The sequence below is a fragment of the Delftia sp. ZNC0008 genome (assembly GCF_000799035.1).
In the GTDB taxonomy this organism is placed as follows: Bacteria; Pseudomonadota; Gammaproteobacteria; order Burkholderiales; family Burkholderiaceae_C; genus Comamonas; species Comamonas tsuruhatensis.
In genome coordinates this window covers 1-22329 of record NZ_JTKZ01000741.1, presented here as the reverse complement: position 1 = coordinate 22329, position 22329 = coordinate 1, and the positions used below count along the sequence as shown (strand labels likewise).

At 63.3% G+C, this 22329-nt stretch carries 29 protein-coding genes and 1 pseudogene; 22 read left to right on the top strand and 8 right to left on the bottom strand.

The window, feature by feature from the left end; genetic code table 11:
• A partial coding sequence (locus L995_RS24225) for an H-NS histone family protein (protein WP_047473972.1) occupies window positions 1-264 on the top strand: 264 nt, incomplete at its 5' end.
• On the opposite strand, the gene L995_RS33425 is transcribed toward L995_RS24225, so the two are convergent.
• Window positions 261-500, bottom strand: a complete 240-nt coding sequence (locus tag L995_RS33425) for a hypothetical protein (protein WP_156136129.1) — start codon at window positions 498-500, stop codon at window positions 261-263. The genes L995_RS24225 and L995_RS33425 overlap by 4 nt on opposite strands.
• 230 nt (window positions 501-730) lie before the next feature.
• Between L995_RS33425 and L995_RS24220 the strand changes: the two genes are divergently transcribed.
• The 14 genes from L995_RS24220 to L995_RS24170 all read left to right on the top strand — a co-directional run bounded on the left by L995_RS24220 (window position 731) and on the right by L995_RS24170 (window position 8911).
• The gene (locus tag L995_RS24220) at window positions 731-1177 is read left to right on the top strand and encodes a hypothetical protein (protein ID WP_052195862.1); all 447 of its coding nucleotides are present in this window, start codon (window positions 731-733) and stop codon (window positions 1175-1177) included.
• Window positions 1174-3222 carry a DNA cytosine methyltransferase gene (locus tag L995_RS24215; RefSeq protein WP_047473971.1) on the top strand — a complete coding sequence of 683 codons (2049 nt, stop codon included), beginning with the start codon at window positions 1174-1176 and terminating at the stop codon, window positions 3220-3222. The genes L995_RS24220 and L995_RS24215 overlap by 4 nt, the downstream gene beginning before the upstream one ends.
• A gap of 94 nt (window positions 3223-3316) precedes the next feature.
• Window positions 3317-4588 (top strand): hypothetical protein, encoded by a 1272-nt coding sequence (locus L995_RS24210; RefSeq protein ID WP_156136128.1) that lies wholly within the window; start codon window positions 3317-3319, stop codon window positions 4586-4588.
• Window positions 4585-4797, top strand: a complete 213-nt coding sequence (locus tag L995_RS33420) for a hypothetical protein (RefSeq protein WP_156136127.1) — start codon at window positions 4585-4587, stop codon at window positions 4795-4797. Before L995_RS24210 ends, L995_RS33420 begins: the two co-directional genes overlap by 4 nt.
• Window positions 4790-5245: a hypothetical protein gene (locus L995_RS24205; RefSeq protein WP_047473969.1), complete on the top strand. Its 456-nt coding sequence runs from the start codon at window positions 4790-4792 to the stop codon at window positions 5243-5245. The genes L995_RS33420 and L995_RS24205 overlap by 8 nt, the downstream gene beginning before the upstream one ends.
• A 3-nt stretch (window positions 5246-5248) precedes the next feature.
• The gene (locus tag L995_RS24200) at window positions 5249-5464 is read left to right on the top strand and encodes a hypothetical protein (protein ID WP_047473968.1); all 216 of its coding nucleotides are present in this window, start codon (window positions 5249-5251) and stop codon (window positions 5462-5464) included.
• Window positions 5461-5598 carry a hypothetical protein gene (locus L995_RS33415; RefSeq protein WP_156136126.1) on the top strand — a complete coding sequence of 46 codons (138 nt, stop codon included), beginning with the start codon at window positions 5461-5463 and terminating at the stop codon, window positions 5596-5598. Before L995_RS24200 ends, L995_RS33415 begins: the two co-directional genes overlap by 4 nt.
• 1 nt (window position 5599) lies before the next feature.
• Window positions 5600-5830: a hypothetical protein gene (locus tag L995_RS33410; RefSeq protein WP_156136125.1), complete on the top strand. Its 231-nt coding sequence runs from the start codon at window positions 5600-5602 to the stop codon at window positions 5828-5830.
• Window positions 5827-6024: a hypothetical protein gene (locus L995_RS24195; protein WP_047473967.1), complete on the top strand. Its 198-nt coding sequence runs from the start codon at window positions 5827-5829 to the stop codon at window positions 6022-6024. The genes L995_RS33410 and L995_RS24195 overlap by 4 nt, the downstream gene beginning before the upstream one ends.
• 13 nt (window positions 6025-6037) lie before the next feature.
• Window positions 6038-6508 (top strand): hypothetical protein, encoded by a 471-nt coding sequence (locus L995_RS24190; RefSeq protein WP_156136124.1) that lies wholly within the window; start codon window positions 6038-6040, stop codon window positions 6506-6508.
• Window positions 6505-6834 (top strand): hypothetical protein, encoded by a 330-nt coding sequence (locus L995_RS24185; RefSeq protein ID WP_156136123.1) that lies wholly within the window; start codon window positions 6505-6507, stop codon window positions 6832-6834. The genes L995_RS24190 and L995_RS24185 overlap by 4 nt, the downstream gene beginning before the upstream one ends.
• A 195-nt stretch (window positions 6835-7029) precedes the next feature.
• A complete protein-coding gene (locus L995_RS24180; RefSeq protein ID WP_156136122.1) occupies window positions 7030-7467 on the top strand; it encodes a hypothetical protein in 438 nt (145 codons plus the stop codon).
• Between the two features lie 188 nt (window positions 7468-7655).
• A complete protein-coding gene (locus tag L995_RS24175; protein ID WP_047473963.1) occupies window positions 7656-7880 on the top strand; it encodes a DUF4224 domain-containing protein in 225 nt (74 codons plus the stop codon).
• On the top strand, window positions 7877-8911 hold the full coding sequence (locus L995_RS24170) for a tyrosine-type recombinase/integrase (protein WP_047473962.1): 1035 nt from the start codon (window positions 7877-7879) through the stop codon (window positions 8909-8911). Before L995_RS24175 ends, L995_RS24170 begins: the two co-directional genes overlap by 4 nt.
• 258 nt (window positions 8912-9169) lie before the next feature.
• Here the strand turns inward: L995_RS24170 and L995_RS34720 are convergent, their stop codons facing one another.
• Both L995_RS34720 and trhA read right to left on the bottom strand, forming a co-directional pair.
• Window positions 9170-9352 (bottom strand): hemolysin III family protein, encoded by a 183-nt coding sequence (locus L995_RS34720; RefSeq protein WP_017406950.1) that lies wholly within the window; start codon window positions 9350-9352, stop codon window positions 9170-9172.
• 74 nt (window positions 9353-9426) lie between these two features.
• Window positions 9427-9822 (bottom strand): annotated as a pseudogene (gene trhA, locus L995_RS34715) (PAQR family membrane homeostasis protein TrhA); the annotation flags it as partial.
• A 204-nt stretch (window positions 9823-10026) separates the two neighbouring features.
• Between trhA and L995_RS24160 the strand changes: the two are divergent.
• Window positions 10027-10446: a CopG family transcriptional regulator gene (locus L995_RS24160; protein WP_017406949.1), complete on the top strand. Its 420-nt coding sequence runs from the start codon at window positions 10027-10029 to the stop codon at window positions 10444-10446.
• Between the two features lie 10 nt (window positions 10447-10456).
• Window positions 10457-11566, top strand: a complete 1110-nt coding sequence (locus L995_RS24155; protein ID WP_047473961.1) for an extracellular catalytic domain type 1 short-chain-length polyhydroxyalkanoate depolymerase — start codon at window positions 10457-10459, stop codon at window positions 11564-11566.
• 642 nt (window positions 11567-12208) lie between these two features.
• Here the strand turns inward: L995_RS24155 and L995_RS24150 are convergent.
• A complete protein-coding gene (locus tag L995_RS24150) occupies window positions 12209-12496 on the bottom strand; it encodes an H-NS histone family protein (protein ID WP_016449500.1) in 288 nt (95 codons plus the stop codon).
• 663 nt (window positions 12497-13159) lie between these two features.
• On the opposite strand from L995_RS24150, the gene L995_RS24145 reads away from it, so the two are divergent.
• Window positions 13160-13594: a YbaY family lipoprotein gene (locus L995_RS24145; protein WP_016449501.1), complete on the top strand. Its 435-nt coding sequence runs from the start codon at window positions 13160-13162 to the stop codon at window positions 13592-13594.
• Between the two features lie 71 nt (window positions 13595-13665).
• On the opposite strand, the gene L995_RS24140 is transcribed toward L995_RS24145, so the two are convergent.
• A complete protein-coding gene (locus L995_RS24140; RefSeq protein WP_043791506.1) occupies window positions 13666-14289 on the bottom strand; it encodes a glutathione S-transferase family protein in 624 nt (207 codons plus the stop codon).
• Between the two features lie 101 nt (window positions 14290-14390).
• On the opposite strand from L995_RS24140, the gene L995_RS24135 reads away from it, so the two are divergent.
• On the top strand, window positions 14391-14855 hold the full coding sequence (locus L995_RS24135; RefSeq protein ID WP_074931549.1) for a ribonuclease HI family protein: 465 nt from the start codon (window positions 14391-14393) through the stop codon (window positions 14853-14855).
• 17 nt (window positions 14856-14872) lie between these two features.
• On the opposite strand, the gene L995_RS24130 is transcribed toward L995_RS24135, so the two are convergent.
• Complete coding sequence (locus L995_RS24130) at window positions 14873-15199, bottom strand: tetratricopeptide repeat protein (RefSeq protein WP_017406945.1); 327 nt, start codon at window positions 15197-15199, stop codon at window positions 14873-14875.
• A gap of 961 nt (window positions 15200-16160) precedes the next feature.
• Window positions 16161-19982: an ExeM/NucH family extracellular endonuclease gene (locus L995_RS24125; RefSeq protein ID WP_047473960.1), complete on the bottom strand. Its 3822-nt coding sequence runs from the start codon at window positions 19980-19982 to the stop codon at window positions 16161-16163.
• 466 nt (window positions 19983-20448) lie between these two features.
• Between L995_RS24125 and L995_RS24120 the strand changes: the two genes are divergently transcribed.
• From L995_RS24120 to L995_RS24110, 3 genes are all read left to right on the top strand, one after another.
• Window positions 20449-20745 (top strand): H-NS histone family protein, encoded by a 297-nt coding sequence (locus tag L995_RS24120; protein WP_034364579.1) that lies wholly within the window; start codon window positions 20449-20451, stop codon window positions 20743-20745.
• Between the two features lie 62 nt (window positions 20746-20807).
• Window positions 20808-21026 carry a hypothetical protein gene (locus L995_RS24115; protein WP_047326836.1) on the top strand — a complete coding sequence of 73 codons (219 nt, stop codon included), beginning with the start codon at window positions 20808-20810 and terminating at the stop codon, window positions 21024-21026.
• Between the two features lie 270 nt (window positions 21027-21296).
• Entirely contained in the window at window positions 21297-21776 is a 480-nt protein-coding gene (locus L995_RS24110; RefSeq protein ID WP_016453328.1) for a thermonuclease family protein, read from the top strand.
• Here the strand turns inward: L995_RS24110 and L995_RS24105 are convergent.
• Window positions 21777-22329: SOS response-associated peptidase (locus tag L995_RS24105; RefSeq protein ID WP_047473959.1), on the bottom strand; the 553-nt coding region annotated here is incomplete at its 5' end.

Here is a 22329-nt window from a genome sequence, read left to right as displayed (position 1 = left end):
CGCAAGGCCGAACTCGACGCCCAGATCGCCCAGGCCCAGGCCGAGCGCAAAGCCGAGGGCATCGCCCAGGCCCGCGCGCTGATCCAGGAGCACGGCCTGACCGCTGCCGATGTCTTCCCCGCCGCAAAGACCAAGGGCAGCGTGGGCGCCCCGAAGTACCGCGACCCCGCCACCGGCGCCACCTGGACCGGCCGGGGCAAGCCGCCGAACTGGATCAACGGCAAGGACCGCACGCCATTCCTGATTTCCCAGACGGCAGCCTAATTGACGAGTTCGCGCAGGCTTTTAAGAATGCGAGCCTGCGTTGCTTTATCAGTAGGGTCGTCGACCTCAATCACAAGCAGGTGATATGGCTGTTGCACGGACCTACTCATTGCAGCGAGCGCTGGCACCTCGTAAATCGAAACCCCAAGTTTTTCGCCGGGGCGTGAAAGCATGACCATGCTGGCATGCCATAAATTCACGGCATTGAGTTTCTCTTCAGGTATTCGAATATCCATAGCGATTTACTCCTGCATCTCAATTGCAGAAACGCTCTTGTTTGAGACGAATTGCCAATGAGAAACCCATTAGATAACGAGCGAAAAATTATTCAAAGCCGCATTACATATGCGCACATCTAAGGAGGCATGAGCACAGCGCATGGGCGCTGTCCCGATACCTCCCCTCCTTCCAAAGCCGCCCGGCCCTGCCGCGAGCGGCTTTTTTTGGCCCAAAGGAACCCCAACCGATGAAGCGCGACAGAACCAGATCCATCTGGCGCGGGATGCGTGCGCGCTGCCGCAATCCGAAGCACATCAGCTATCCAAATTACGGCGGCGCTGGCGTGAGCGTCTGCGCACGCTGGGAAAGCTACGAGAACTTCCTGGCGGATATGGGTCCTGCCCCGCCTGGCCTGTCTATCGAACGCCTTGACCGAAGCCAGCCGTATTGCCCGAGCAACTGCATCTGGGCAACACCGAAGCAGCAGGCCCGCAATCGATCGAACAACGTCCTGATCCAGTTCCGGGGCGAGTCCCTGCCCATTGCGGCCTGGGCGGAGCGCTACGGCCTGGCAGTTGGAACGTTGTGGCGGCGGCTCAAGGCGGGCGCCCCCATGGACATCGCCGTCAGCAAACCCCTTCTCCGCGGCAAGCCTTGGCGCGGCCACCAAAGACCCAGGAAAGAATGCACATGAAGCGAGACCAGTTCTCCATGGCCCTGCCATTCCCCAATGAGTTGGTGATTGACAACTTTGCCGGCGGCGGTGGCACGTCCACCGGGCTGGAAGCCGCCTTCGGCCGGCCGGTGGACATCGCCATCAACCACGACCCGGAAGCCTTGGCGATGCACGCGGCAAACCACCCGCACACGTTGCACCTGTGCGAGAGCGTGTGGGACGTGAACCCGATCCAGGTCACCGGCAATCAGCCCGTGGCGCTGGTCTGGCTGTCGCCCGACTGCAAGCACTTCAGCAAGGCTAAGGGCGGCACGCCCGTCAGCAAGCACATCCGTGGCCTGGCCTGGGTGGGCATGCGCTGGGTGGCGATGTGCAAGCCCCGCGTGCTCATGCTGGAGAACGTGGAGGAGTTCCAGACCTGGGGACCGATCCTCGTCGGCCCTGACGGCCTGGCCCGGCCGGACCCCACACGCCGGGGCAAGACCTTCCAGTCGTTCGTGCGCCAGCTCAAGGCCCACGGCTATCAGGTGGACTGGCGCGAGCTGCGCGCCAGCGACCACGGCACGCCCACGATCCGCAAGCGCCTGTTTCTCGTTGCGCGCCGCGATGGCCTGCCAATCGTCTGGCCCGAGCAGACCCACGCTGAGCCCACAGACCGCCGCGTGATCGCCGGCAAGCTGGCTGCGCATCGCACGGCCGCCGAGTGCATCGACTTCGACCTGCCCGCCGAAAGCGTGTTCGGCCGTCGCCGGCCGCTGGTGGACAACACCATGCGCCGCGTGGCAAAGGGCCTGTGGCGCCATGTGCTCACCAGTGCCAGCCCGTTCATCGTCGGCGCCCAGGCACCGTATCTCAATGAGCACGCGAACGCCAGCAACCAGCGCACCATGCCCGCCGACGAGCCCCTGCGCACGATCTGCGCGCAGGTGAAGGGCGGGCACTTCAGCGTCGTGGCGCCCACGCTGGCCCCACTGCGCGGCACGTCCGAGCAGCACCTGGTCGGCCATTCCGTGGATGCTCCCCTATCCACCGTGGCGGCCAGCGGCACACACCACGCCCTGGTGGGCGCCAACCTGGTCACCATCGGCTATGGCGAGCGTGAGGGCCAGCAGCCGCGCGTGCAGGACATCGCGGCGCCGCTGGGCACCGTGGTGGCTGGCGGCATCAAGAGCGCCGTGGCCATGGCCCACATCACCAAGTTCAACACCGGAAGCGTGGGCAGCGCCATGGATGCTCCCCTGCCGACAGTGACGGCCGGCGGCACGCCGAAGCGGCCTAGCACCGGCATCCAGATGGGCATGGTGGCCGCGCACCTGGTGGACATGGGCCACGGCGAAGGGCCTGCCGGCGGCAAGCGCTTCAGCCACGGCATCCGCAGCTTGGAGGTGCCGCTCAACACGGTCACCGCCAGCGGCGCCACCAGTGCGCTGGCTGCCGCGTGCCTGGAGCAAGCCAACGGCGGGTTCTACGACGGCGACGGCCGCAGCGCGGCGGACCCCATGTCCACGGTCACATCCAGCGGCACCCAGCAGCGGCTCATCACGGCCTACATGGTCAAGTACTACAGCGAGGGCGGCCAGGACAGCGCCTGCAGCGAGCCCATGCACACCGTGCCCACGAAGGCGCGCATGGGCCTGGTGCAGACCTGCCAAGTGCCGGCCGCAACGCTGGCGCCCGAGCACGCCGAGCGGGCCCGGCTGTGCGCCGAACTGCTGCACAAGCACCTGCCCGAGCACTTCCCCGATCCGGCCGAACTCGTGCTCATGTGGCATGCCGGGCAGTGGTGGGTGCTTGTTGACATCACGCTGCGCATGCTCAAGCCGCGCGAGCTGTTCCGCGCCCAGGGCTTCCCCGAGGGCTACCAATTCGAGCGCGTGCCCGACCCGGCCCTGCTGTTCCGAGGTGGCAAGCAAGCCGCCGACCCGCGTGACGTGCCCCTCATCGACCTGAGCACCACCGCACAGGTCCGCATGTGCGGCAACAGCGTCTGCCCGCCGCTGGCCGAGGCCCTGGCGCGCGCCAACTTCGCCCACGAGGCGCTGATCTATGGAGTCGCCGCTTGACCCCGACCCCATCCCAGACCAGCTCGCTGCTGCAGCGCGCAGGCCACGTCATCAACACCACCGCCAGCAACTGGCGCATCCCCAAGGAAGCCTCATGACAGCAATCCCTGACTTCTCCATCCGCATGCAAGTCGCCGGCATGCGCGGCCTTCTCAGCGAGATCATTGCCGTCGGCGCGCTATCGAAGCACGGCGATACGGACCTCATGGAGCGTGTGCGTGAGGCAGCTGACACGCCGCTGCCAGAGCTGCCCTCGCGCAGCTGCCTGGCCCAGATCGAGGAGCCGGCCGGGGCAGCTCCAGCCGCTGTGGCTGGGCCGGACTGGGCCAAGACGCGCGACTCCCTGGCGACGCTGTTGTTGGGGCTGGCGAGCCATCCCTTTCTGAACTTCGATGTGGCCTGCATCGCCCTGGACTCCGCGACGGAGCCGGGCATGCCTCTGGCCTACATGCGCGGCGCCCCAGCAGCGCCCGCCATGGAAGCGCCTGCGCACCAGTGCTGCAACTCGTGGTTCGCGTCACTGCCCGAAGGCCGCCAGGCTGTGCTGCGGGATGACAAGTGGATGCTCGCCAGCGCAGCCTACGAAGCCGGACGCGAATCCCGCAGCGCCCCGGAAGCGCCTGCAGCCCCGACAGACGACCGCGCTGAATTCGAGAAATGGGCGCGTCAGCAAAGCTGGATCAAGGACTGCCAGCGTTATGACGATGGCCGCTACGGGCATTGGGAAACTGAAAAGGCGTGGGCAACGTGGCAGGCCCGCGCCGCGCTGGCAGCAGCGCCCCAGGCACCTGCTGCGCCCTCGGGGCTGCCGAGCGGCTGGGTGCCCTGCATCCTGACTCACGACGGCCAGCACCCGGAAGAAGTCGCATACGGCCCGCAGATCATGATGGACCGCCTCAAGAAGTGGCTGGGCCGCTATTTCGAGCTGCTGGCCCAGAAGGTTCTCGCCGAGCCCGTCCATGCGGAAATGCTGGCTGCCCTGCAGGCGGTGGCGATGGACGTGGTGCATGTCGGCGCCGGCGAGAACGCAGTCAGCGACTCGTCGCGGGCCAAGGTCGAAGCTGTGCTGGAGAAGATCGGCGCGCCCTGGCCGGGCCCTGCGGCAGCACCTGCTGCGCCCGTGTGCCGAACCTGCAGCGGCCATGGCGCCGTGGGCAACATCCTGACGGCTGAGCCTTGCCCGGGCTGCACGCAAGCACCTGCTGCGCCTGCAGTGGATGCACCAGCACTCGGCGAATGGGTGGCCACGCTCGAAGTGGACAGCGAGGGAGGCCTCGACTACGAGACCGTGCCACCGTGCACGCTGCCGCCCGGCTGCTACCGGCTCTATCGCGCAGCCCAGGCCAAGGAAGGCGGTGAAGCATGAGCACGACCCTTTCGACAGGCCCATGGAGGGCAGAGGTGCACTACATGCGCGGCAAAGAGATCTGGATGCTGGTGCGCCACAACAGCTGCTTTTTCCGCTGCACGGAAACCATGGTCAGGAAAGATGGGGCACCACGCTACTGGCGCTCCAAACCTGCCGCCGAGGCCGCAGCCCAGGCAGCAGCCAAGGGGGAGCACGGCAATGGCTGAGAACGTCGTGGAGCTGGGCGACTACCGATTCACCCACAAGCGCCGCCACCGCTACCCGAAGCCTGAATGCGAGCACAAGAGCGTTGAGCTGGACGACAACGGCGACGTCGTGATGTGCCTCGATTGCGGAAAGCAGGTCAGCGCCTACTACGCGCTGCGCATGCTGACTGAGCACTGGGGAGACGTGCAAAGCCGGATCGCCGCGAAGCAGGCCCGGGCGGATGGCGCCCAGGAGAAGGCCATCCACCTGCTGGCCGCGCGCGAGGTGGAGCGGGCTTGGCGCGACCGCCGGCACGTCCCGGTCTGCCCGCACTGCCGCGAGGGCATCAGCGCAACGGATGGCTTCGGCGGCAGTTCCATCAGCAAGGACATCGACAACGCGCGCCGCGCCCGCCGGGCCGCGCTGCGCATCGCAGCACAGCGCCCCGCAGCGCACAAGGAGAGCTGACACATGGCGAAGCACCACATCCAGATCGGCGAGGCCGTGTCCGATAGCCCGGTGGGCCCCGGCTCCATCACCGACTTCACCGATGCCGGATTTCCACAAGTCAACCATGTAGCTGTGGCCTGGCTGGAATGCGAAGGCGGCACGATCTTCGACCCGTGGGGCGTGCGTGATGCGCACAAGGCACAGCGCGCCCAGGCGCAGCAGAAAGGACCTGCATGAGCCTCATTGCCCTGATTGGATTCGTCATCTGCGTGCTGTTCGTGGCTACGGCTGCCGCAGCATGCGCTTTTCACCTCACTCTGCAGCGCATCGCCAACGCGCTGGAAAAAATCGCGCAGCAGAAAGGACAGTGACATGTCGAAAGTGATTTTTGAAACCGTCTCCGGAGACGGAGGGACCGGCCACTACATATCCGATCACCGCTGCGGCGGCGTGAAGCCGCTCGGTGGCGGGAGATCGACCCATCGCGCAGAACTCAATCCCAAGGATGTGATCGCAGCGCTCGAAATGTCGGCCCATGGGAAAGCTGCTCTCGCTTCATACGTAGAACGCGCCGTGAATCAGCAGAAAAGGGAAAACCTGTGACGAACGCAACACCCACGCCTGAAGAAATTTTCGGCCCCGCAGACAGTGACTGGAACGTCAAACGCGAGCAACTCGAAAAAGCCGCCATTCTTGCAGCCGCCGAGCTCATCGCGCACTCAGGTGCTGCGGGCATACAAGGCCTGGAAGGGTTCGGCGTCTCGCTGAGCATCCGGCTGACCGATGCCACGAACTGATATGGGAGACCCCGTGACCACAGCACCAACACCCTCCGACGTGGAGCGCCTGGCCCGAGGCCTTGAGGAAGGCTTCTGCGGCCACGCTGCATGGCTTCAGCCCGCTGCGGCCGAGCTGCGCCGCCTGCAGGCCGAGAACGAGCGACTGCAGCAGCTCCTGGAGTGCGACACACCCAGGTACTGCAGTAGCGTCCAGCGATGCACAGCGGGCGATGAACACCGAGCAGAGCTGGAGGCGCGCAAGCCGCTGCCGCTGAGCTACCGTTCCGGCGTGATGGCCAGCAGCGTTGACGGTGGCGCCATGGTCAGCCTGCACTTCACCGACATGGCAGAGGCCGAGGCGTGGTTCGTGGAGATCACTGACCAGTACGACGCCGCGCTGGTTGACAAATCACCGAATCTGCAAGAACCGCTGGTTGACAAAACCGCGAAATTGCAAGATCGGCCGGCAGCGATGCCGAGCATCACCGGAGGATCGTCATGACGCGTGACGAACTGATCACTATGGCGCGCCAAGCTGGCTTTCAAACTGGAGTGATCCACGCAGCAGACGGCAGCCCTGCGTTTCAACTGGTGCATGCCATTGGCACTGGCTGCATTGTGGAGCTTGAGCACTTCGCCGACTTGGTGGCGGCTGCCGAGCGCTCAGCCTGCGCCAAGCTCTGCATGGACAAGGCCCACAAGATGGAAAGCGAAGCCGTGGATGCAGAGAAGGAGGGAGACGGCAACACGCGCGATGACAGCCGGGCCACGGCCTGGGTGCTCGCTGTCTGCTCTCAGGAGATCCTGGCCAGAAAGGACAAGCCATGAGCAAGCGAGCCCGCGACAGGGTAGACCGCCGCGACTGGCCGAAGAGGTGGGCTGACAACGCCTCCCCCATCAACTGGCAAGCAATCGGCACCAGCAGTCCGCCACAGGACTACGAGCGCAAGGCAGAGCGAATAGCCAAGCGCACACAGCAACCAGAGCCCGCACCAGCGGGTTCTTTCATTTGAGGGGATGAGGATGACAGCAGTACTTGAACGCCTGCGCCTCGCATCAGCCGTTATCGCCGGCAGCGCAGAGGCGGCCAGCATCGTGCCAACTCGCACCTTCCAGATCTCGCGCGGCCCCCTGGATCTGTTCATCTGGCCCGATGAGGACAGCTTGGACGACTGGGGCAAGCTGGAAGTGCGGAAGCTGAGGCGGGAGGTAGAAGAGCGTTACACGCGCTACCGCAGCTTCGACATCTGCTCGCTGAGAGATTTCTTGAAGAACATGCGGATTCCCTTGACCCATCAGACCCAGGATTCTTTCGAGCGGCTGCATAGGCTTCACTGCGTGGAATTCAGCGGTGTACCGGCATCCATCTACGAGCGCATTCCGCACTGGTTCAACCACGTCATCTCCTGCGGCCAGATCACGCACCCGCTCATTGAGACCGGGTCGGTGATCGATGTCTGATCCACCAAATGCCTGGGAAACCGCCGATCGCGCGTATCAGGCCCACCACTTTCAGTGCCCGCAGTGCATCGCGGCCGGCGTCACGCGGTCTCAGCCGCGCTGCGATGCCGGGGCGGTGCTGTGGGGCACATATCAGCATGAGCGCGACCCGCGCGTGCAGCAGCAGAAAACATTAGGAGTGAAACAACATGAGCCTCACTCTCACGCGAGAAGAAATTGAAGAGTTGACGGGCTACCAGTGGCCGTCCAAGCAGCTCAGCATCCTGCGCCAGCAGGGATTTTTCAGGGCGCGCATCGGCCGTGCTGGCAATGTGCTTCTGGAGCGCACCCATTACACCGCCGTGTGCGCAGGCAGCGCCATCAAGACAGACAGGCCTCAGGTCCGCGTCCCCAAGCTCCGACAAGTCGCATGAAGAAGAAAAGTCACCTCCCGAAGGGCGTACATGCCAAGCATGGCGCCTACTACCTGGTTCGCCAGGTCAACAAGCAGCGGTCCTGGATACGGCTGTCGGCCATAGCCGATGGCCTGCCCGCCCTGTATCGCGCTCTGGCAGATGCTGAGATGCGCGGCGCTGTTGATGACCGCATGCAGGCGATCTGCAGCCAGTGGCTTCAGGAGGTCAGCACGAAGCACGCGAAGAAAACCCAGGCGAATGACATCTACCAGGTGCGGACGATTTCCCAGGCCTTCGCTGAATTCCGGGCCGAGGACGTGCGCACGCCGGATGCAGTGGAGTTCCTGAAGGCTTTCGCGAAGATGCCACGCACATACAACGCATACCGATCGATGCTGCGCGAGCTGATGCGCTTTTCAGAGGAGAAGGGATATCGGGAGTCGGGCGCGAATCCGGTGGACGCAATCCGGACTGCGAGTGTGAAGGCGCGCAATCGCTACATCACTGACAGCGAGCTGCGGCGAATCAAGGTGGCGGCGCTGCGCAGCGGCGGCCAGCGCGCGAAGCAGATCAACCCGGCAGGGCGGATGATCTGCGCCATCCTGGATATGGCCTACCTCACAGGCCAACGCATTGGTGATGTACTGGCCTTGCCATGGGCCAATGTCGGGCGAGACGGCGTGCTGTTCCGGCCATCGAAAGTCGAGGACAGCACAGGCGCGCAGGTGCTGATCGAGTGGACGCCCAGGCTGCGCGAACTGGTTGCGCGGATCAAGGCGGAAAAGAATGTGGGGCTGACATACGTGTTCACCGGGCCTGATGGCGGCGCGTACAGCTACGAGGCTCTGAAGTCGGCGTGGCGCCGCGCGCTGACCCGGGCCGGAGTGAAGGACGCCCACATTCACGACCTGCGGGCCAAGGCGCTGACCGACGTGGATCGCCTCCACGGCGTTACTGCGGCTCAGCGAATGGGCGCTCACTCCACGCAGTCCCAGACAGCCGACTATGTGCGGCACAAGCAGGCAATTCGCTCAAAAGCAACCCGCTGAATGCTCTCAAAAAACCGTCTACAGCGCTTCCGTAAGTCGTTGATCCATTTCAGCGCACAGAACAGCCAAGTGTAGACAAAATGCACGTAAGTGTTTGATTTAGTTCACTTCTATCGCTGCTTTGGGAGCAGAGGGTCGCGAGTTCGAATCCCGCCGCTCCGACCAAATGATTCAAGCCCCTGGTTCGAAAGAGCCAGGGGCTTTTGTCTAACAGAATCCAAGGCGTCCAACGCAGCGCCGCCAGCACGAGCCCTCGCTTCAGGCCAGCAAACCGACCACCGCGACGGTATGGCAGGCGCTGCCGGCAACCACGAACAGGTGCCAGATGCCATGCGAATGGCGCATGCTCGAAAGGCTTCGGTAGAACACCGTTCCTGCCGAATAGAGCAGTCCGCCCGCGAGCAGCCAGGCCAGGGTCTGCGCACCGTGGCGCAAGGCCATCGGCACCGCGCCCCCAAGCTGAGCCAGCCAAGGCTGATGTACAGGGACAGGCGCGGCGGCGAATCGAAACCAAGTGCACGTATCGCACCCTGCAATGCGAACACCCATACACCGGCAAGCAGAGGCCAAGCCCACAAGCCAGAGGGCGCCATCAAGGCAAAGGGCGTGTGGCTGCCGGCAATCAGCAGGTAGATGCAGGCGTGGTCGACGCGCTGCCAAAAACGCTTGCGTGCCCCGGTGCAGCCATGAAAGAGGGCCGAGGCACCGAACAGCGCCGCCAGAGAGAGGCCAAACACCACAGAGCCCGCAATCTTGCGCGCATCGCCGCCGGCCACCGTTTCGCAGATGAGGCCCACACTGGCCACCACGCCCACGAGCAGGGCTGCCAGATGACTCCAGGTATTGAACCGCTCGCCGGGCTGGCACCAAACGCTCGTGCCGCTCGGCAAGCCTGCCTGCAAGTCTGGCATGAAGCCTCCTGTCGCATGACCAAGGAACGCCGGACGCCGTGCCCGGCTCCGCCACCTTACGACTCAGACGTGACAGGGCAATGATTGCAACTCACACGCTGCAGCGCCGTCCGCCGGATACCCCACGACGTGCCGCGTCAAATTGCAACACCAGGCCTTGAAACCATCCCCAAACCATCCATATGGATGGCATAAGGATGTTCCATGGCCGCAAACACAACCACCTCCAACCCTCGCGTGAGCGAATCCGAGAAGCTCACCATCAATCTGGGCTATGTCGACCTGGGCCAGATCGACCTGCTGGTCGCCGAAGGCTTCTACGCCAACCGCAGCGATTTCATCCGCACAGCGATACGCAATCACTTGCGCAGCCATGCGGACGCGGTGCAACAGGTCGTCGCCCGCAAGATGCTGGTCCTTGGGATGCAGCATTTCTCCCAGGCCGATCTCATGCGGGTGCAGGCTGCCGGGGAAAAGCTGCAGATCCGCGTGTTGGGCCTGGCCAGCATCGCGCAGGACGTGCCTGCGCAGCTTGCCGCCGAAACCATCGAATCCATCACGGTGCTGGGAGCGCTCCAGGCCAGCCCCGCCGTTCGTGCCGCTCTGGCCGGCCGCATTACCTGAGAACCATTCCATGAAACAGCTTTTTCAAGACATGCTGGGCGAGGCGACACGCCTGACGCGCACCGGCCATCTGCTGGAAGCCACCGAGCTGATTCAGCGCACGCTGCGAGGTCACAGCGCGCCCACACCCCACGACAAGCCAGCCGCAACCAGTCATCGGGATGCAGGCTGGATCGTCGATGCCGAAGCCCGCTTCATCGACGATGCTCCCGAACTCGCCGTGCCTGCGGGCTCATCGCAGGCAGGCACCTCCAGCGACGAGCAATGGCTGCTCGGCAGCTACTCTCACGGAGGCCGGCAGCTGGCCTATCGTCTGTACGTGCCGCCAGGCAGTGCCCTCGAAGCGGGACCTCGCCCGCTCATCCTCATGCTGCACGGCTGCACCCAAGGGCCGCAAGACTTCGCCGCCGGCACGCGCATGAATGACCAGGCGCGCAGCGCTGGCGTACTGGTGCTCTATCCCGAACAAACACAGCATGCAAACTCGCAAAAGTGCTGGAACTGGTTCAAGGCCCAGCACCAGCAACGGGGCCGGGGCGAGCCCGCACTGCTGGCAGGCCTCACGCGCCAGGTGATGGCCGACCATGGCGCGGACGCATCGCGGGTCTATGTCGCCGGACTTTCGGCCGGAGGTGCAATGGCGGACATATTGGGACGCACCTATCCCGAGCTGTTCGCCGCCGTGGGCGTGCATTCGGGCCTGGCCGCCGGTGCCGCGTCCAATCTGCCCTCAGCCCTCGAGGCGATGCGAAGAGGCGCAGCATCTGGCTCGGCCAGCGGCCCCAGCGTGTGTCCAGTGATCGTGTTTCATGGTGACGCGGACACCACGGTACATCACGACAACGGCGCGGCCGTCGTGCATGCTGCACGCAGCGCTCAAAGCCCCACAGGCGCACCTCGCGTCAGCCAGGGCCATGCACCGAACCGCCAACGGTTCACCCGCTCTGCCTATATCGCAGCCGATGGCAGTACCGCCATCGAGCACTGGCAGCTGCATGGCGCAGGCCACGCCTGGTCCGGCGGCAGCGCTGCGGGCAGCTACACCGCGCCGGGAGGAATCGACGCCAGCGCCGAGATGCTGCGCTTTTTCCTTTCGCACCAGCGTGCGCGCAACTGCTGATTCGGCGCCGCTGCTCGCATTCGCCAACCACATGATTTCAAAGGCTCACAAGGGTTAGGAATGGTTGAGCATGGGCCTATTACTCCGGAAGAGCAGGCTCAGCAATAAATGGGCTGGCCAGGACAGCAAAAGGGCCCCCAGGGCCCTTTTTTGCCTGCATGGAGTCAAGCTGCCTCGAAAGGCATGGGAAATCACCGCGAGGCACAAGAGACAAGGCAGCCATATGAAATTCACGATGGGTCGAAAGCTCTGCCAGATGAGATAAGCACAGCCCTGACCATTTCGGAAGCTGGAATACAGGAGCCTTGTCCATGCTGGAGACCTTGATAAATCCGGGCTACGCCTGCGAAGGATATGCAGTGAAAGCCAGGCAGGACGTACAGGATCTTCTTGTAAGCCTGGCCTGCAGGCCTGCATGGCAGCAGATGCTGCGCAGTAATACGCGGTGGACGCACTGCCAGCGCCAGCGGCATGGTCCGCGAGAGATACCTTTACCGCGCTCTTCCACACGTCCACCTCGATCTGGGAGACCTTCGGGCAAGACAGCGCTCAGTCGCACTTTCCCGGACAGCTGCCGGCCGATCGAACCCACACGGGGACCCACAAAAGAAAAGGCCCGCGACTGCGGGCCCTTGATCAGATTCAGATCTCGAAAGCGGTTCGGTCCGCTGCGTCCTTGATCCAGCCGGGAGGCTTGCCCCGGCCGGTCCATGTTGCGCCAGTGGACGGATCACGGTACTTGGCCACACCTGTGCCAGCAGGAGACTTGCGCTTACCGGTAGCAAACACGTCTTCCTGGGTCAACTGGAACTGCTGGACCAGTTCACGGACCTTGGCGATGGCACCGCCTTTTTCGGCTTTGAGGACCTCGGCAATGCGAGCCTCGATCTCGGCCTTTTGCTGAAGGAGAGTCTTGTAATCAGATGTCATGGCTTTTTCTTTGGATGCATGCTAGCAAAAACGCATTCTATTCAAAAAATGCTCCGCACCCCAAAGCACAAGCTTTCCACCGCCGTGTGCTGGGACAGAGAAGCCCTTCCGCTTGGCACCCCACAGCCGTGGAGCGAGGCTCCGTGGCCGACGCGGCGGCTGCCCAGATCAATCGCTGCCGCACCTCTGCACACTTGCGCACACCTCTTCGCGCCAAGGAGTCAGCCCCTTGGGCTGCAATGACTTGCCCTCGGCTGCCGCGATGTGGAATGTGGAGATAGTTGCCCCGACACGTCAAAAGAAACGGTGCTCTCCCCTGCGGCGAGCGATGGCAAAAGCAAGAACGATTCACCACCCAAACAGGAGCGGCGGATTGATGAGAAGCAACGCAAATAGATCGGGACGCTTGACCCATCGCTCTTGGCATGGCGCAGGCCTCGAACGATGCAGCCCCCTCCGAAACCCTGTGGACTGTCTGGCAGCGTCCTTCATGCGCCGGCGCGACCTGAGCTTTCACACGCCCGTCGCCCTGGCTGGCAACCCGACCGCAGATCGGCGTATGCGACTTTGGGAAATGGCAGCAGCCTCTGTGGAACCCGTTCCTACAGCCCTCCAGAATGCGCCAAGCCAGACTGGGACCTTTCCAATCAAGAAGGAATTCCCATGAATCCCAACATCCTCCAGCGCCGCACCTCTCTCGCCATCGTGATGGCCGCCGCACTTTTGGGCGCATGTGCCCAGTCCCAGCCCTCGCCCAACGCGCCGGTCACCGCCGTCATGGGCACGGTCGATCTGAGAGAGCCCATGCCGCTCCCGTCCGATGCCGTGCTGGTTGTGGAGCTGCAGGACACCTCTCGCGCCGATGCCGCCGCCCCCGTGATATCTCAGCAATCCGTGCGGCTTGAAGGCCTCAAGCCCCCGTTCAGCTACAAGCTGCCCGTGGAGCCCAATCGTCTCAATCCTGCGGCGCAATATACGGTGACCTCACGCATCACCCAGGGCAACCAGCTCATCTTCACCAATGACACCGTCCACCCGGTCCTGACCCGTGGAGCAGGCCCGAAGGCCGATATGGTGCTGGTGCGGGTTGCCCCCTGACCTTCCCTAAAAAGACAAAGCCCGCAGGACATTCCGGCGGGCTTTGTCGCGCAGAGGGCACCAGGCGGCCATCAAGGCATGCCGTTGGCACCATGCGTGCGAAAGCCTGGGCGCTCGCAAAGCCGCTCATAGTACGCACGGACTGCGGGCAAGTCAGGGCGCTCCATCGGCGCAGACAGCCAGCGGTGGGCAGACAGGCCCAGCACGATGTCGGCAAGGGTGAGTTGCGCGCCTGCAGCAAAGGCGCCTGTGCGCGACAGTTGCTCCTCCAGTATGCGCATGTGGCGATGCCAGTTCGCCATGCTGCTGGCCAGCAGTGCAGGATCCTGATGCTCCGGACTGTTTCTCACCAATCCCATGAAGGCATAGCGCCAGGAGTTGTTCAGTTCGGTCGCCTGCCAGTCCATCCATTGCTCGACGCGTGCGCGCTCTGCGGGTGCTGCAGGCAGCAGGTCATGCCGAGCCTGGCGCGCGGCAAGATAGCGGCAGATGGTGTTGGACTCCCACAGCACCAGCGCCCCATCAAGCAGCACGGGAACCATGGCATTCGGGTTGAGTGCAAGAAATCCCGGCTCCTGCGTTGACCGATGGCCCGAACCCCACTCTTCCTGTTCGAACGAGACTCCCAGCTCCACGCAAAGCCACAGCACCTTGCGCACATTGATGGACGATGACTTTCCCAGAATCCTGATCATTCGCAGCCTTCTTCGGTTTCGGTGATTTGCAATCCTGCATTGTCCCGTCCAATCCGATGAGGAATGCGGTCAGATTCCCACTGCTGCCGCATGATGCAGACATGCCTCTGGAACAGCCGTCATCCCGCCGAAACCACTCTGGCCCTTCTCCGACCGACACAGACCTGTGGACTGCATACATCGATGCAAGCGCACTGCCCAACCCGGGTCGCATGGCCTTGGGAGCCGTCATCACGGCGCCCGACGGAACACGGCAGCTTCTGTCCCAGGTCTGCCCCGACCAAGGCTGCAACAACGAAGCCGAGCTGCGGGCCTTGATGGCTGTGCTGCAGACCCTGCTAGGCCTGCAGGCTCGCCGGCTGGCCATCTTCACGGACAGCAGCGTCCTGGTAGAGCAGTTGGCGCCATCGCCCCGCCCCACCAGGCCCATCGTGCGGCTGGCCGACCTTTTCGATCAGGCCCGCGCCATGCTGGCCGAGTTCGAGCATGTGCAACTGCGCTGGATTCCTCGTCACCGCAACACCGAGGCCGACGCGCTGGCCAGAGCGGCCCTTTTGCAGCCGTGACCCCGCGCTTGCCGCACTCAGGCGGACTGCTGCCTGTCCAGCCGCTTGAGGAACACACCAATCTCCTTGACGACCTGGGCATCTCCCTTTTCCTCAGCACAGGCCAACCCCGTGCTCCACGCCTGCCGAGCCCCCGAAGCATCGTCCAGCGCCAGCAATGCCCGGCCCAGAAGCTTCCATGCCACCGAATAGCCGGGATCGAGTTCAGTGGCGCGCTGCAGGTGCGAGTGCGCCACAGCAGGCGCATCGCCATCAAGATACGCCTTGCCCAACGTGCAGCGCATCAAAGCCGAGTCCTTGCCGGACGCCAGGAGGCCCTCGAGCCTTTGCGTCATTTCGTTCATGGTTTCATCCTTTGGTGGCAATGCATGTTCTCGATCCAGCTGAAATTGCGGTCATGCTACAATCTCGCGGTTGTCTGCGCAGACAATGCTGTATCTCACGCCGGCGCGTCGTGCACTACGACGAAAAAAACAACGGTGACAGCCGCAGAGACGTTCTGCCGTAAAACGATGGTCGCGTAAGAGCCATCGTCCACATCACCAGCAAAAAGCCCGCTTTCAAGCGGGCTTTTTGCATTCCCACTGCCTGGCTGGTCTCACGATGGCGTGTGAAAAACAGGATTTACGACTCAGTTGCATGCAACTTCACCCGAGTTAGCTCCGTCAAGCACCTTGTTTCAATTTACACTTGACAACCAGGAAGGACCGGAGGCGCCAGACGCCAGCGCTCTCATTTCAAACTCTTAGCATGTGTCCTTCCTGGATTGATCGCATGGAACGCTCCATTCAGCGCCCCGGCCGCCTCCGCAGCCGGGGCGTTTTTTCTTGACGACGATCGCTCAGGCGCCCTGGGCAACAACCGAAACGGGCACAAAGGCAAGTTTTTTCTCAATTACAGAGAAAAGCACAGGTTTATTTGAGAATGATTCTTGTTTGCGTGTATGATTCAACCCATGCCGCAGCATTCATGGTGTTGCAGCAGTTCAGTTTCATCGTGGGGCGACTCGTCAGGCCAGTTCAGCCTGCAGTCGTTTTTGCCAGCCAGCGGTATGCCGGTTAGCCAGGCTCTTTTTTTAAAGCACGATCATTTCTGGATATTCAATGCACCAGTTGCACTGAGGCAGCGTCCACAGCAGGCGCTTTTTCTTCGCCTCACACTGCCATCGCGCACCGGCCTGCGACTGCACCCCAAATTTCTCTGAACTCCATCGCATCCAGGCAATGCCCTGACTGCAGATTTCCTTCACGCAATGCAACAGGCCCGGCCCGCGCCAAGCGCAAGCCGGGCCTTCCCGTTGCCGGATCAGGAACCGCGACGGCGCAAACGGATGGCCAGCCCGCCCATCATCAGACTCAGCAGAGCCGCAGCCCATTCGCTCAGTGAAGGAATCGCCGCTGGCGTGCCGCCGCCGACCGCCGCAGCAGGCACAACCAGTGCAGAGGGATCTTCCACCCGGCCGTTGGCCACCAGATCGTCATCACCCAGGCCACCATCGCGCAGCACGAAGGAGACGACGCGCCCCTGCAGCGTTGCCGGTATCCGATACCAGTGCTGCGTGGCGTTGTCGCTTGTGCGCCCCCACTTCCAGTACTCGGCACCGCTGGGCAGATCACTGGGATAGGTCAGCTTGACAGTCACGAGCGCACCCGCATCACAGCCATCGGTATTCAGCTTCAGCAGTCCGTGGGGCACCACAGCCCCCGGACGCGGTGTGCCAGGCGCCGCCATGACCTGAGGCGGCTCGGCCAGGCGGCAGTTGATACCGCCGCCGGCGACTTCGCCCGATACCGCCATCTGGCCCGACCCGGTGATGTTGAAGCGGTTGGCCTGGTCCACAGGACCTGCAGCAGCCGCCAGCAACGGATAGCTGGCAGTCACAGGCGCATGGACCCCATCGCTCGCGCTCAATTGCAAGCTGGCCGAACCGGCCACCGATGCCAGATAGACGGCGGAGCGAAATTGCTCCGACACCTGAGCGGGGCTGCCGCGCAACTGTATGCCCGGCTGCGCGGCATCGGCGTCTTCGAGTCCAAGCACCTGCCCGTTGCTGGCAACAATGGACAGCGTCACGACAGGGCTGTCGGCATCTGCCACCTGCACATCGGCCAGATCGGCCGCCTGGCCAACCACCACGGATTGCGCATTGGCGGGCAAGCCACTGAGCGATGGCGCCTGCCCACCGAAATTCAGACCCAGCAAAATCGGATTGTGGTCGCTGGAACGATAGGCCGTCGGCGCATAGAAGCTGGCCTGCTGGTCCAGCGACTTGAACTCGAGGTTGTAGTCCAGGACTTCAGGCTCCTCGGCATTGATGGCCCACTTGACCGCGCGCCCCACGCTCGGCTGCAGGCTGGCACTTACCAGCACATGGTCCAGCGAGCCCCACATTCCATCGAACGCATAGGACAGGCCCTGAGACACCTTGGCGTAGCCGCCATCCTCCAGCGCCTTGATGGGGTCCTCCTTCGAGTACGCATTGAAATCCCCGACCAGCACCACATGCGGGCTGGTCGTGCCTGTGGGCCGGGTTGCCAGCCAGCTGCTCAGTTGCTCGGCCGTCTTCACACGCGCGGCGTTGTTGGCGCCCTGGCCGTCAAGCGCGTCTGCATTGCCCGGGCTGCTGAGCACACTGCCCTTGGATTTGAAGTGATTCACCACCAGCGTGAACTGCTCCGTGCTGCCGCCTACCGCAAAAGTCTGTGCAATCGGTACGCGTGCGCCGCCTACGCCTGGGTTGAAGGCGTCGTAGGTGGTGACGCTGGGTGCCGCTGCGCTGCCCACCGGCGTGACACGATCGCTGCGATAGAGGATGGCCACGGTGATCGCATCCGTGCCAGCACCCGCCACCGTACCTGAAGCCTCGCTGAAAGGCTCCTTGACCACTGCATATACGGCGCCGGCAGGCTTGTCCGCACTCGCGTTCAAGGCGTCGGCCAGATCCTGGATGGCGCTGCCCGGGCCAAAGCCGTTGTTCTGCACCTCCATCAGGCCATACACATCGGCGCCCAGCCCCAGCAGATTGGCCACGATCTTGGCGCGCTGCCTGTCCAGCTCGGCAATGCTGTTGGCACCACGAATGCCCTGCTGATTGCCCAGGGGCGTGCTGAACATCACCTGGGAAGAGCCGCTGGTGGCGCCCGTCAGGTTGAAGAAATTGAGCACGTTGGCCGAGGCAATCTTGAGCGATGCCGCCCCCACAGCCTGCTGCAACTGAGCAGCCGAGGGACGCGCCGCCCCCGAGAACTGCGGCGTCTGCGTAGGCTGTACGCGGTAGCTGGTCAGATATGGCTCGCTGGCAGCTGCATCCGAGAACTGATCGAGCACGCCGGTGACACGGTCCACGCCATCGCCGGCACGCAGCGTGTTGGAGGCCGACAGAGACTGTCCGCCGCGGCCCGGCACAGAGGCGGGATTCTGTGCGCCCGAGCGATCATCCAGAATGATCTGGCTGCGCTGCAATGTCTGCACATAGGCGGCATAGCCCGTCACGCTGGGCGCATTGAGTTCGGTGTACTGCGCCAGCGGCGCGTCGGCAGACAGCGTGACATTGCCGTAGCGGCCCAGTGTGCGGTTGTCGCTCACCACCAGCTTGCCGCCCGCAGTGGCGGACGCGACCTCCACACGCATCCCCTCCAGACGCTCCCACTGCCCCATATCGCTGACAGGCAGCGTGACGCGCACGGACTCCGGCAAGGCGGCCGAGCCACGGACCACGAAGTCCGTGATGGCGCTGAGCTGGGTCTGGTTGCGAAACTCGCTCACCGAGGCGGAGACCTGCACCAGCTTGCCTACCGTGCCCTCATCCACCCCGGGATTCGCATTGCCGTAATAGACGAAGACGCCCTCCGAGGTGGCAGCATCACCATCGGAATCCGCCTCCTCCTCCTGCACGAAGAAGCCACTCAACCCTGGCATATAGGCCGTTACCACGGCGCTCACTGTCACCTTCTGCCCCACCAGGGGAGACTGGTCGCCGGAACCCTGGAGGGCAGAAATTCTGGTGATGGGCGGCTCGCCCCCCGTCGTGAAGCCCAGCGCCGTGCCGGTCCACACATTGCCCGAGGTATCCAACACCGGCTCGCCCACGGGAACCAGGCTGTAGGACGTATTGACCGCCAGCCGCACACCGGCGTTGAGCGTGATGGTCAAGCCACTGAATTTCACCTTCGCCGCATCGCCAGCCTGCAGCATTGCCACCACGGTGCTGCCCTGGCGCAGTTCGAAGCTGCCGCTACCGGGTTTCACCGCCTCATCAAAGCTCAGCTTGATTTCGGGATTCAGCGCCACCCCGGTTGCCGCCGCAGCAGGAATGGTGGCCTGCACAGTGGGTGGCGTGGTATCGGGCAGTGCCAGGGCGATGGAGACATCGTCAACGGCCAGGCCGTGATCGTTGCCCGCATCATTGAGCTCGATCCAACGCAGCCACAACGTGGCGCCTGGCGCCCAGCCCAGACCGCGCAGATCGCCGCCCACATCATTCACCCGTCCGGCCACATTGCCATCCACCGGGGCGGCAGTACCGGTAGCGATCGGCGATTTCCAATTGAAATTCGCACCGGCAGGCAGCCATTCAGGCACATCGGCAAAGGTCGCGCCCATGCCGTACTCCAGCTCCATGGGCTGCTCGGAGGTGTTGCCGCCATTGCGCCATTGCTCGCCACTGAATCGCAGGCTGATGCCATCCACCGCGCCGCCCGTGTCATTGCGCATCGCCAGCGCAATCCAGCCGGCCACGGCACCCTGGGAGGGGCTGCCAAAGTAAGCTCCACCCGATGCCACGCCACCCAATGCACGGTCCGCATCCAGCCCCAGGCTGTAGAAGCTGCCGGCATTGGACGCGCCATTGCCTGCCGCATATGCAGTGATGCCCGCCAGGTTCCTGTTGAAGAGAAACCAGCCCGGCAGGGTGCTGTCATTGGCCCAGGCCAGCCCCGTCCCGGATGCGGCCAGGGTGTCGAAATTCTGCGCATAGGTGCCGGTGAAAGGAACCTGCGCCCATACGCCGGCGGAGGCCGAAAGAAGCAGGCCTGCACCATACAGACGCCAACGATGGCGCTGCAGCGGCGGACTCATCGGATTGGCCGGGTTGAATACAAACGGAATCAGCGTGCGGGCAATGGACATGGATGTGCAATAAAAAAATAATGCGCATCCCCCCGTGGTTGCGCAACTTCCGGTTTATCGCGCATGGACATGACCAGCCTGTGACTCGGCGGATGCTCCCGCGTCCTACGCGCAGACTGGCCGCTCACCCATCTGCCAACCCCGATACGCCATGCATCATTGCACCCAGTTTCTGAATCGTTTCATTGCCGGCCCTGGGGCATTTCCTCCTCCCTCCCTCTCATTCCCCCAGGAAGCCTTCAAAAAGGCACCGGCTCTTTCTTCCCAGGCCAGCGCAAGCCGCTGGCCTTTTTCTTGGGCGCGCCTCGTCGCCACAACCATCCTCGTCACCCGTCTTGAACGCGCCACGTCGCTGGTGGCTTTTCGTGCGTCCGCACACTCCCACACTCTTTTTCTTACTCATAACTTACAAAAAATTCATTCCCGTGATATACACGCGCATCTCCCACTGAAAATCATCATCGCCATGACATCCGACTACAGGGCCCTGCTGCAACAAAAAGCCGATCTTGAGAAAAAGATCGACGCTCTGATCAAGCACGCAAGAACGGATGCGATCACTGAAGCAAAGGCCATGGTGCAGCAATATGGCCTGACGAAAGAGGATGTCTTCCCCTCCGCCAGGATCAAACCTCGCCAGACCGGACAGCGCAGCGTGGGCGAACCCAAATTCCGCAACCCCGAAACCGGCGCAACCTGGACAGGCCGCGGAAAGCCGCCCAAGTGGATAGAAGGCAAGGACCGCGCAAGCCTCGCCATCTGATCGCCAGCCATATTCAGGCGCGATGCCATACCATGTGCTTCCATCACCAGGAGGAAGCACACATGAGCAAACAGAACTCGGACACGCTGTTGGCTGCAGAACTGGCCGACCACTTCATAGAAGTCATTTTGTCGACCAAGCCCGAACTGCTGGTGTCGGGCATCGGCGGAGTGGCAGACCTGCACCACATACAGCATGGGGCCAAGGCCCTGGCACATTTCCGCCTGACGCTGATCCAGGAACTGTCCCAGCAGCCCATGCCCGACATGAACAGCCACTGAGGCGGGCGCGAGGCAACGAACAGGCAAGAAAAAACCGCCACACACTGAGGTCTTCAGTGTGTGGCGGTGTCTTGGATGGTGGAGCTGGCGGGAATTGAACCCGCGTCCGACCCAATATCCACGCGCCTTGTGGCTGGGCTGCGTGAATCCGGTGTGAATTTCCCAATTTCCAAAAACAAGCCGTGGCAACCTATGGCAATCTGCTCGGCGCTGCAGAAATCGCGGGCTTATTGCATCATTTTGTAAGCGCAATTCATCCCAGAATTCAGCATGCTCGCAGCTACCCTCATCTGTCTTGTCGTCGGCATCAGCGACGGCGACACCCTCACTGCCCGCTGCGGCCAGCCGGGCGAGTACCAACAGATCAAAGTTCGCCTGGGCGGGATCGATGCTCCTGAGAGTCGGCAGCCGTTCGGCGCCCGCGCCAAGCAAGCCTTGAGCGACCTCACATACCGCCAGGAAGCCGAGCTGCGCTGCAACAAGATCGACAGGTACAAGCGCCACGTCTGCAGCGTTTGGGTCGCGCCGGCATCGTCGCCCAATGGCCCACGCACGCTTGACGCTGGCCTGGCCATGGTCACGCAGGGCATGGCATGGTGGTATCGCTACTACTCCAGCGAGCAGACGCCGCAAGAGCGCGGACAGTACGAATTCGCGGAGGCAGAGGCCAAGGCCAAGCGCGTGGGGTTGTGGTCCGATCCTGAGCCAGTCGCGCCCTGGGACTGGCGTGCACAGCGTCGCGGCCGCTGATCAACCCTCGAGTTTCAGGGCCTGCAGCTGCTCGGCCGGCAGCAACGCCTCTTCCTCGGGCTTCTCTGCTCCACTGCGCAGCACGCCCAGCGGCGGCAGCTTGATCAGCGCTTCCGCCTGCGCGGCCGTGCCGTGCAGCCATGCATCCCAGTCGCCGGGCTCCAGCATCACCACGCCGCGCTTTTCCTTGCCGGGTCTGTGCATCAGCGCGAGCACCGGGTGGCCGTCCGCCGGCTGGGTGATCATCGTGTAGTTCGGCACGACCTCGCCAGTCGCCGGTTCCACCCACTCCGAATACAGGCCGGCCAGGGCCGCCGGCGTGCCATCCGCGCGCCTGAACGACCACCACACGTTGCGGCTTCCAAGGCCCCAGTACGGCTCCACCCAGGACTCGACGGGGATCAGGCAGCGCTGGCCCGCGCGCCATGCCGGCGCAAACGTCCAGGACTTGGCCAACGTCTCACGGCGCGCGTTGTTCGTGCTCATCGGCTTGCCGTCGACCGTCATGGGCCGCCGCGTCTTCGAGCTGCGCGGAATCATGCCCCACTGCCCA

Coding starts and splice junctions, on each gene's coding strand:
- L995_RS24130 (WP_017406945.1), bottom strand. CDS start 15,199: ATGAACGAAATGACGCAAAGGCTCGAGGGCCTCCTGGCGTCCGGCAAG.
- L995_RS24170 (WP_047473962.1), top strand. CDS start 7,877: ATGAAGAAGAAAAGTCACCTCCCGAAGGGCGTACATGCCAAGCATGGC.
- L995_RS33410 (WP_156136125.1), top strand. CDS start 5,600: ATGTCGAAAGTGATTTTTGAAACCGTCTCCGGAGACGGAGGGACCGGC.
- L995_RS24110 (WP_016453328.1), top strand. CDS start 21,297: ATGCTCGCAGCTACCCTCATCTGTCTTGTCGTCGGCATCAGCGACGGC.
- L995_RS24215 (WP_047473971.1), top strand. CDS start 1,174: ATGAAGCGAGACCAGTTCTCCATGGCCCTGCCATTCCCCAATGAGTTG.
- L995_RS33415 (WP_156136126.1), top strand. CDS start 5,461: ATGAGCCTCATTGCCCTGATTGGATTCGTCATCTGCGTGCTGTTCGTG.
- L995_RS24210 (WP_156136128.1), top strand. CDS start 3,317: ATGACAGCAATCCCTGACTTCTCCATCCGCATGCAAGTCGCCGGCATG.
- L995_RS33420 (WP_156136127.1), top strand. CDS start 4,585: ATGAGCACGACCCTTTCGACAGGCCCATGGAGGGCAGAGGTGCACTAC.
- L995_RS24120 (WP_034364579.1), top strand. CDS start 20,449: ATGACATCCGACTACAGGGCCCTGCTGCAACAAAAAGCCGATCTTGAG.
- L995_RS34720 (WP_017406950.1), bottom strand. CDS start 9,352: ATGGCCTTGCGCCACGGTGCGCAGACCCTGGCCTGGCTGCTCGCGGGC.
- L995_RS24220 (WP_052195862.1), top strand. CDS start 731: ATGAAGCGCGACAGAACCAGATCCATCTGGCGCGGGATGCGTGCGCGC.
- L995_RS24115 (WP_047326836.1), top strand. CDS start 20,808: ATGAGCAAACAGAACTCGGACACGCTGTTGGCTGCAGAACTGGCCGAC.
- L995_RS24145 (WP_016449501.1), top strand. CDS start 13,160: ATGAATCCCAACATCCTCCAGCGCCGCACCTCTCTCGCCATCGTGATG.
- L995_RS24140 (WP_043791506.1), bottom strand. CDS start 14,289: ATGATCAGGATTCTGGGAAAGTCATCGTCCATCAATGTGCGCAAGGTG.
- L995_RS24175 (WP_047473963.1), top strand. CDS start 7,656: ATGAGCCTCACTCTCACGCGAGAAGAAATTGAAGAGTTGACGGGCTAC.
- L995_RS24125 (WP_047473960.1), bottom strand. CDS start 19,982: ATGTCCATTGCCCGCACGCTGATTCCGTTTGTATTCAACCCGGCCAAT.
- L995_RS24185 (WP_156136123.1), top strand. CDS start 6,505: ATGACGCGTGACGAACTGATCACTATGGCGCGCCAAGCTGGCTTTCAA.
- L995_RS24200 (WP_047473968.1), top strand. CDS start 5,249: ATGGCGAAGCACCACATCCAGATCGGCGAGGCCGTGTCCGATAGCCCG.
- L995_RS24180 (WP_156136122.1), top strand. CDS start 7,030: ATGACAGCAGTACTTGAACGCCTGCGCCTCGCATCAGCCGTTATCGCC.
- L995_RS24160 (WP_017406949.1), top strand. CDS start 10,027: ATGGCCGCAAACACAACCACCTCCAACCCTCGCGTGAGCGAATCCGAG.
- L995_RS24205 (WP_047473969.1), top strand. CDS start 4,790: ATGGCTGAGAACGTCGTGGAGCTGGGCGACTACCGATTCACCCACAAG.
- L995_RS24150 (WP_016449500.1), bottom strand. CDS start 12,496: ATGACATCTGATTACAAGACTCTCCTTCAGCAAAAGGCCGAGATCGAG.
- L995_RS24155 (WP_047473961.1), top strand. CDS start 10,457: ATGAAACAGCTTTTTCAAGACATGCTGGGCGAGGCGACACGCCTGACG.
- L995_RS33425 (WP_156136129.1), bottom strand. CDS start 500: ATGGATATTCGAATACCTGAAGAGAAACTCAATGCCGTGAATTTATGG.
- L995_RS24135 (WP_074931549.1), top strand. CDS start 14,391: ATGCCTCTGGAACAGCCGTCATCCCGCCGAAACCACTCTGGCCCTTCT.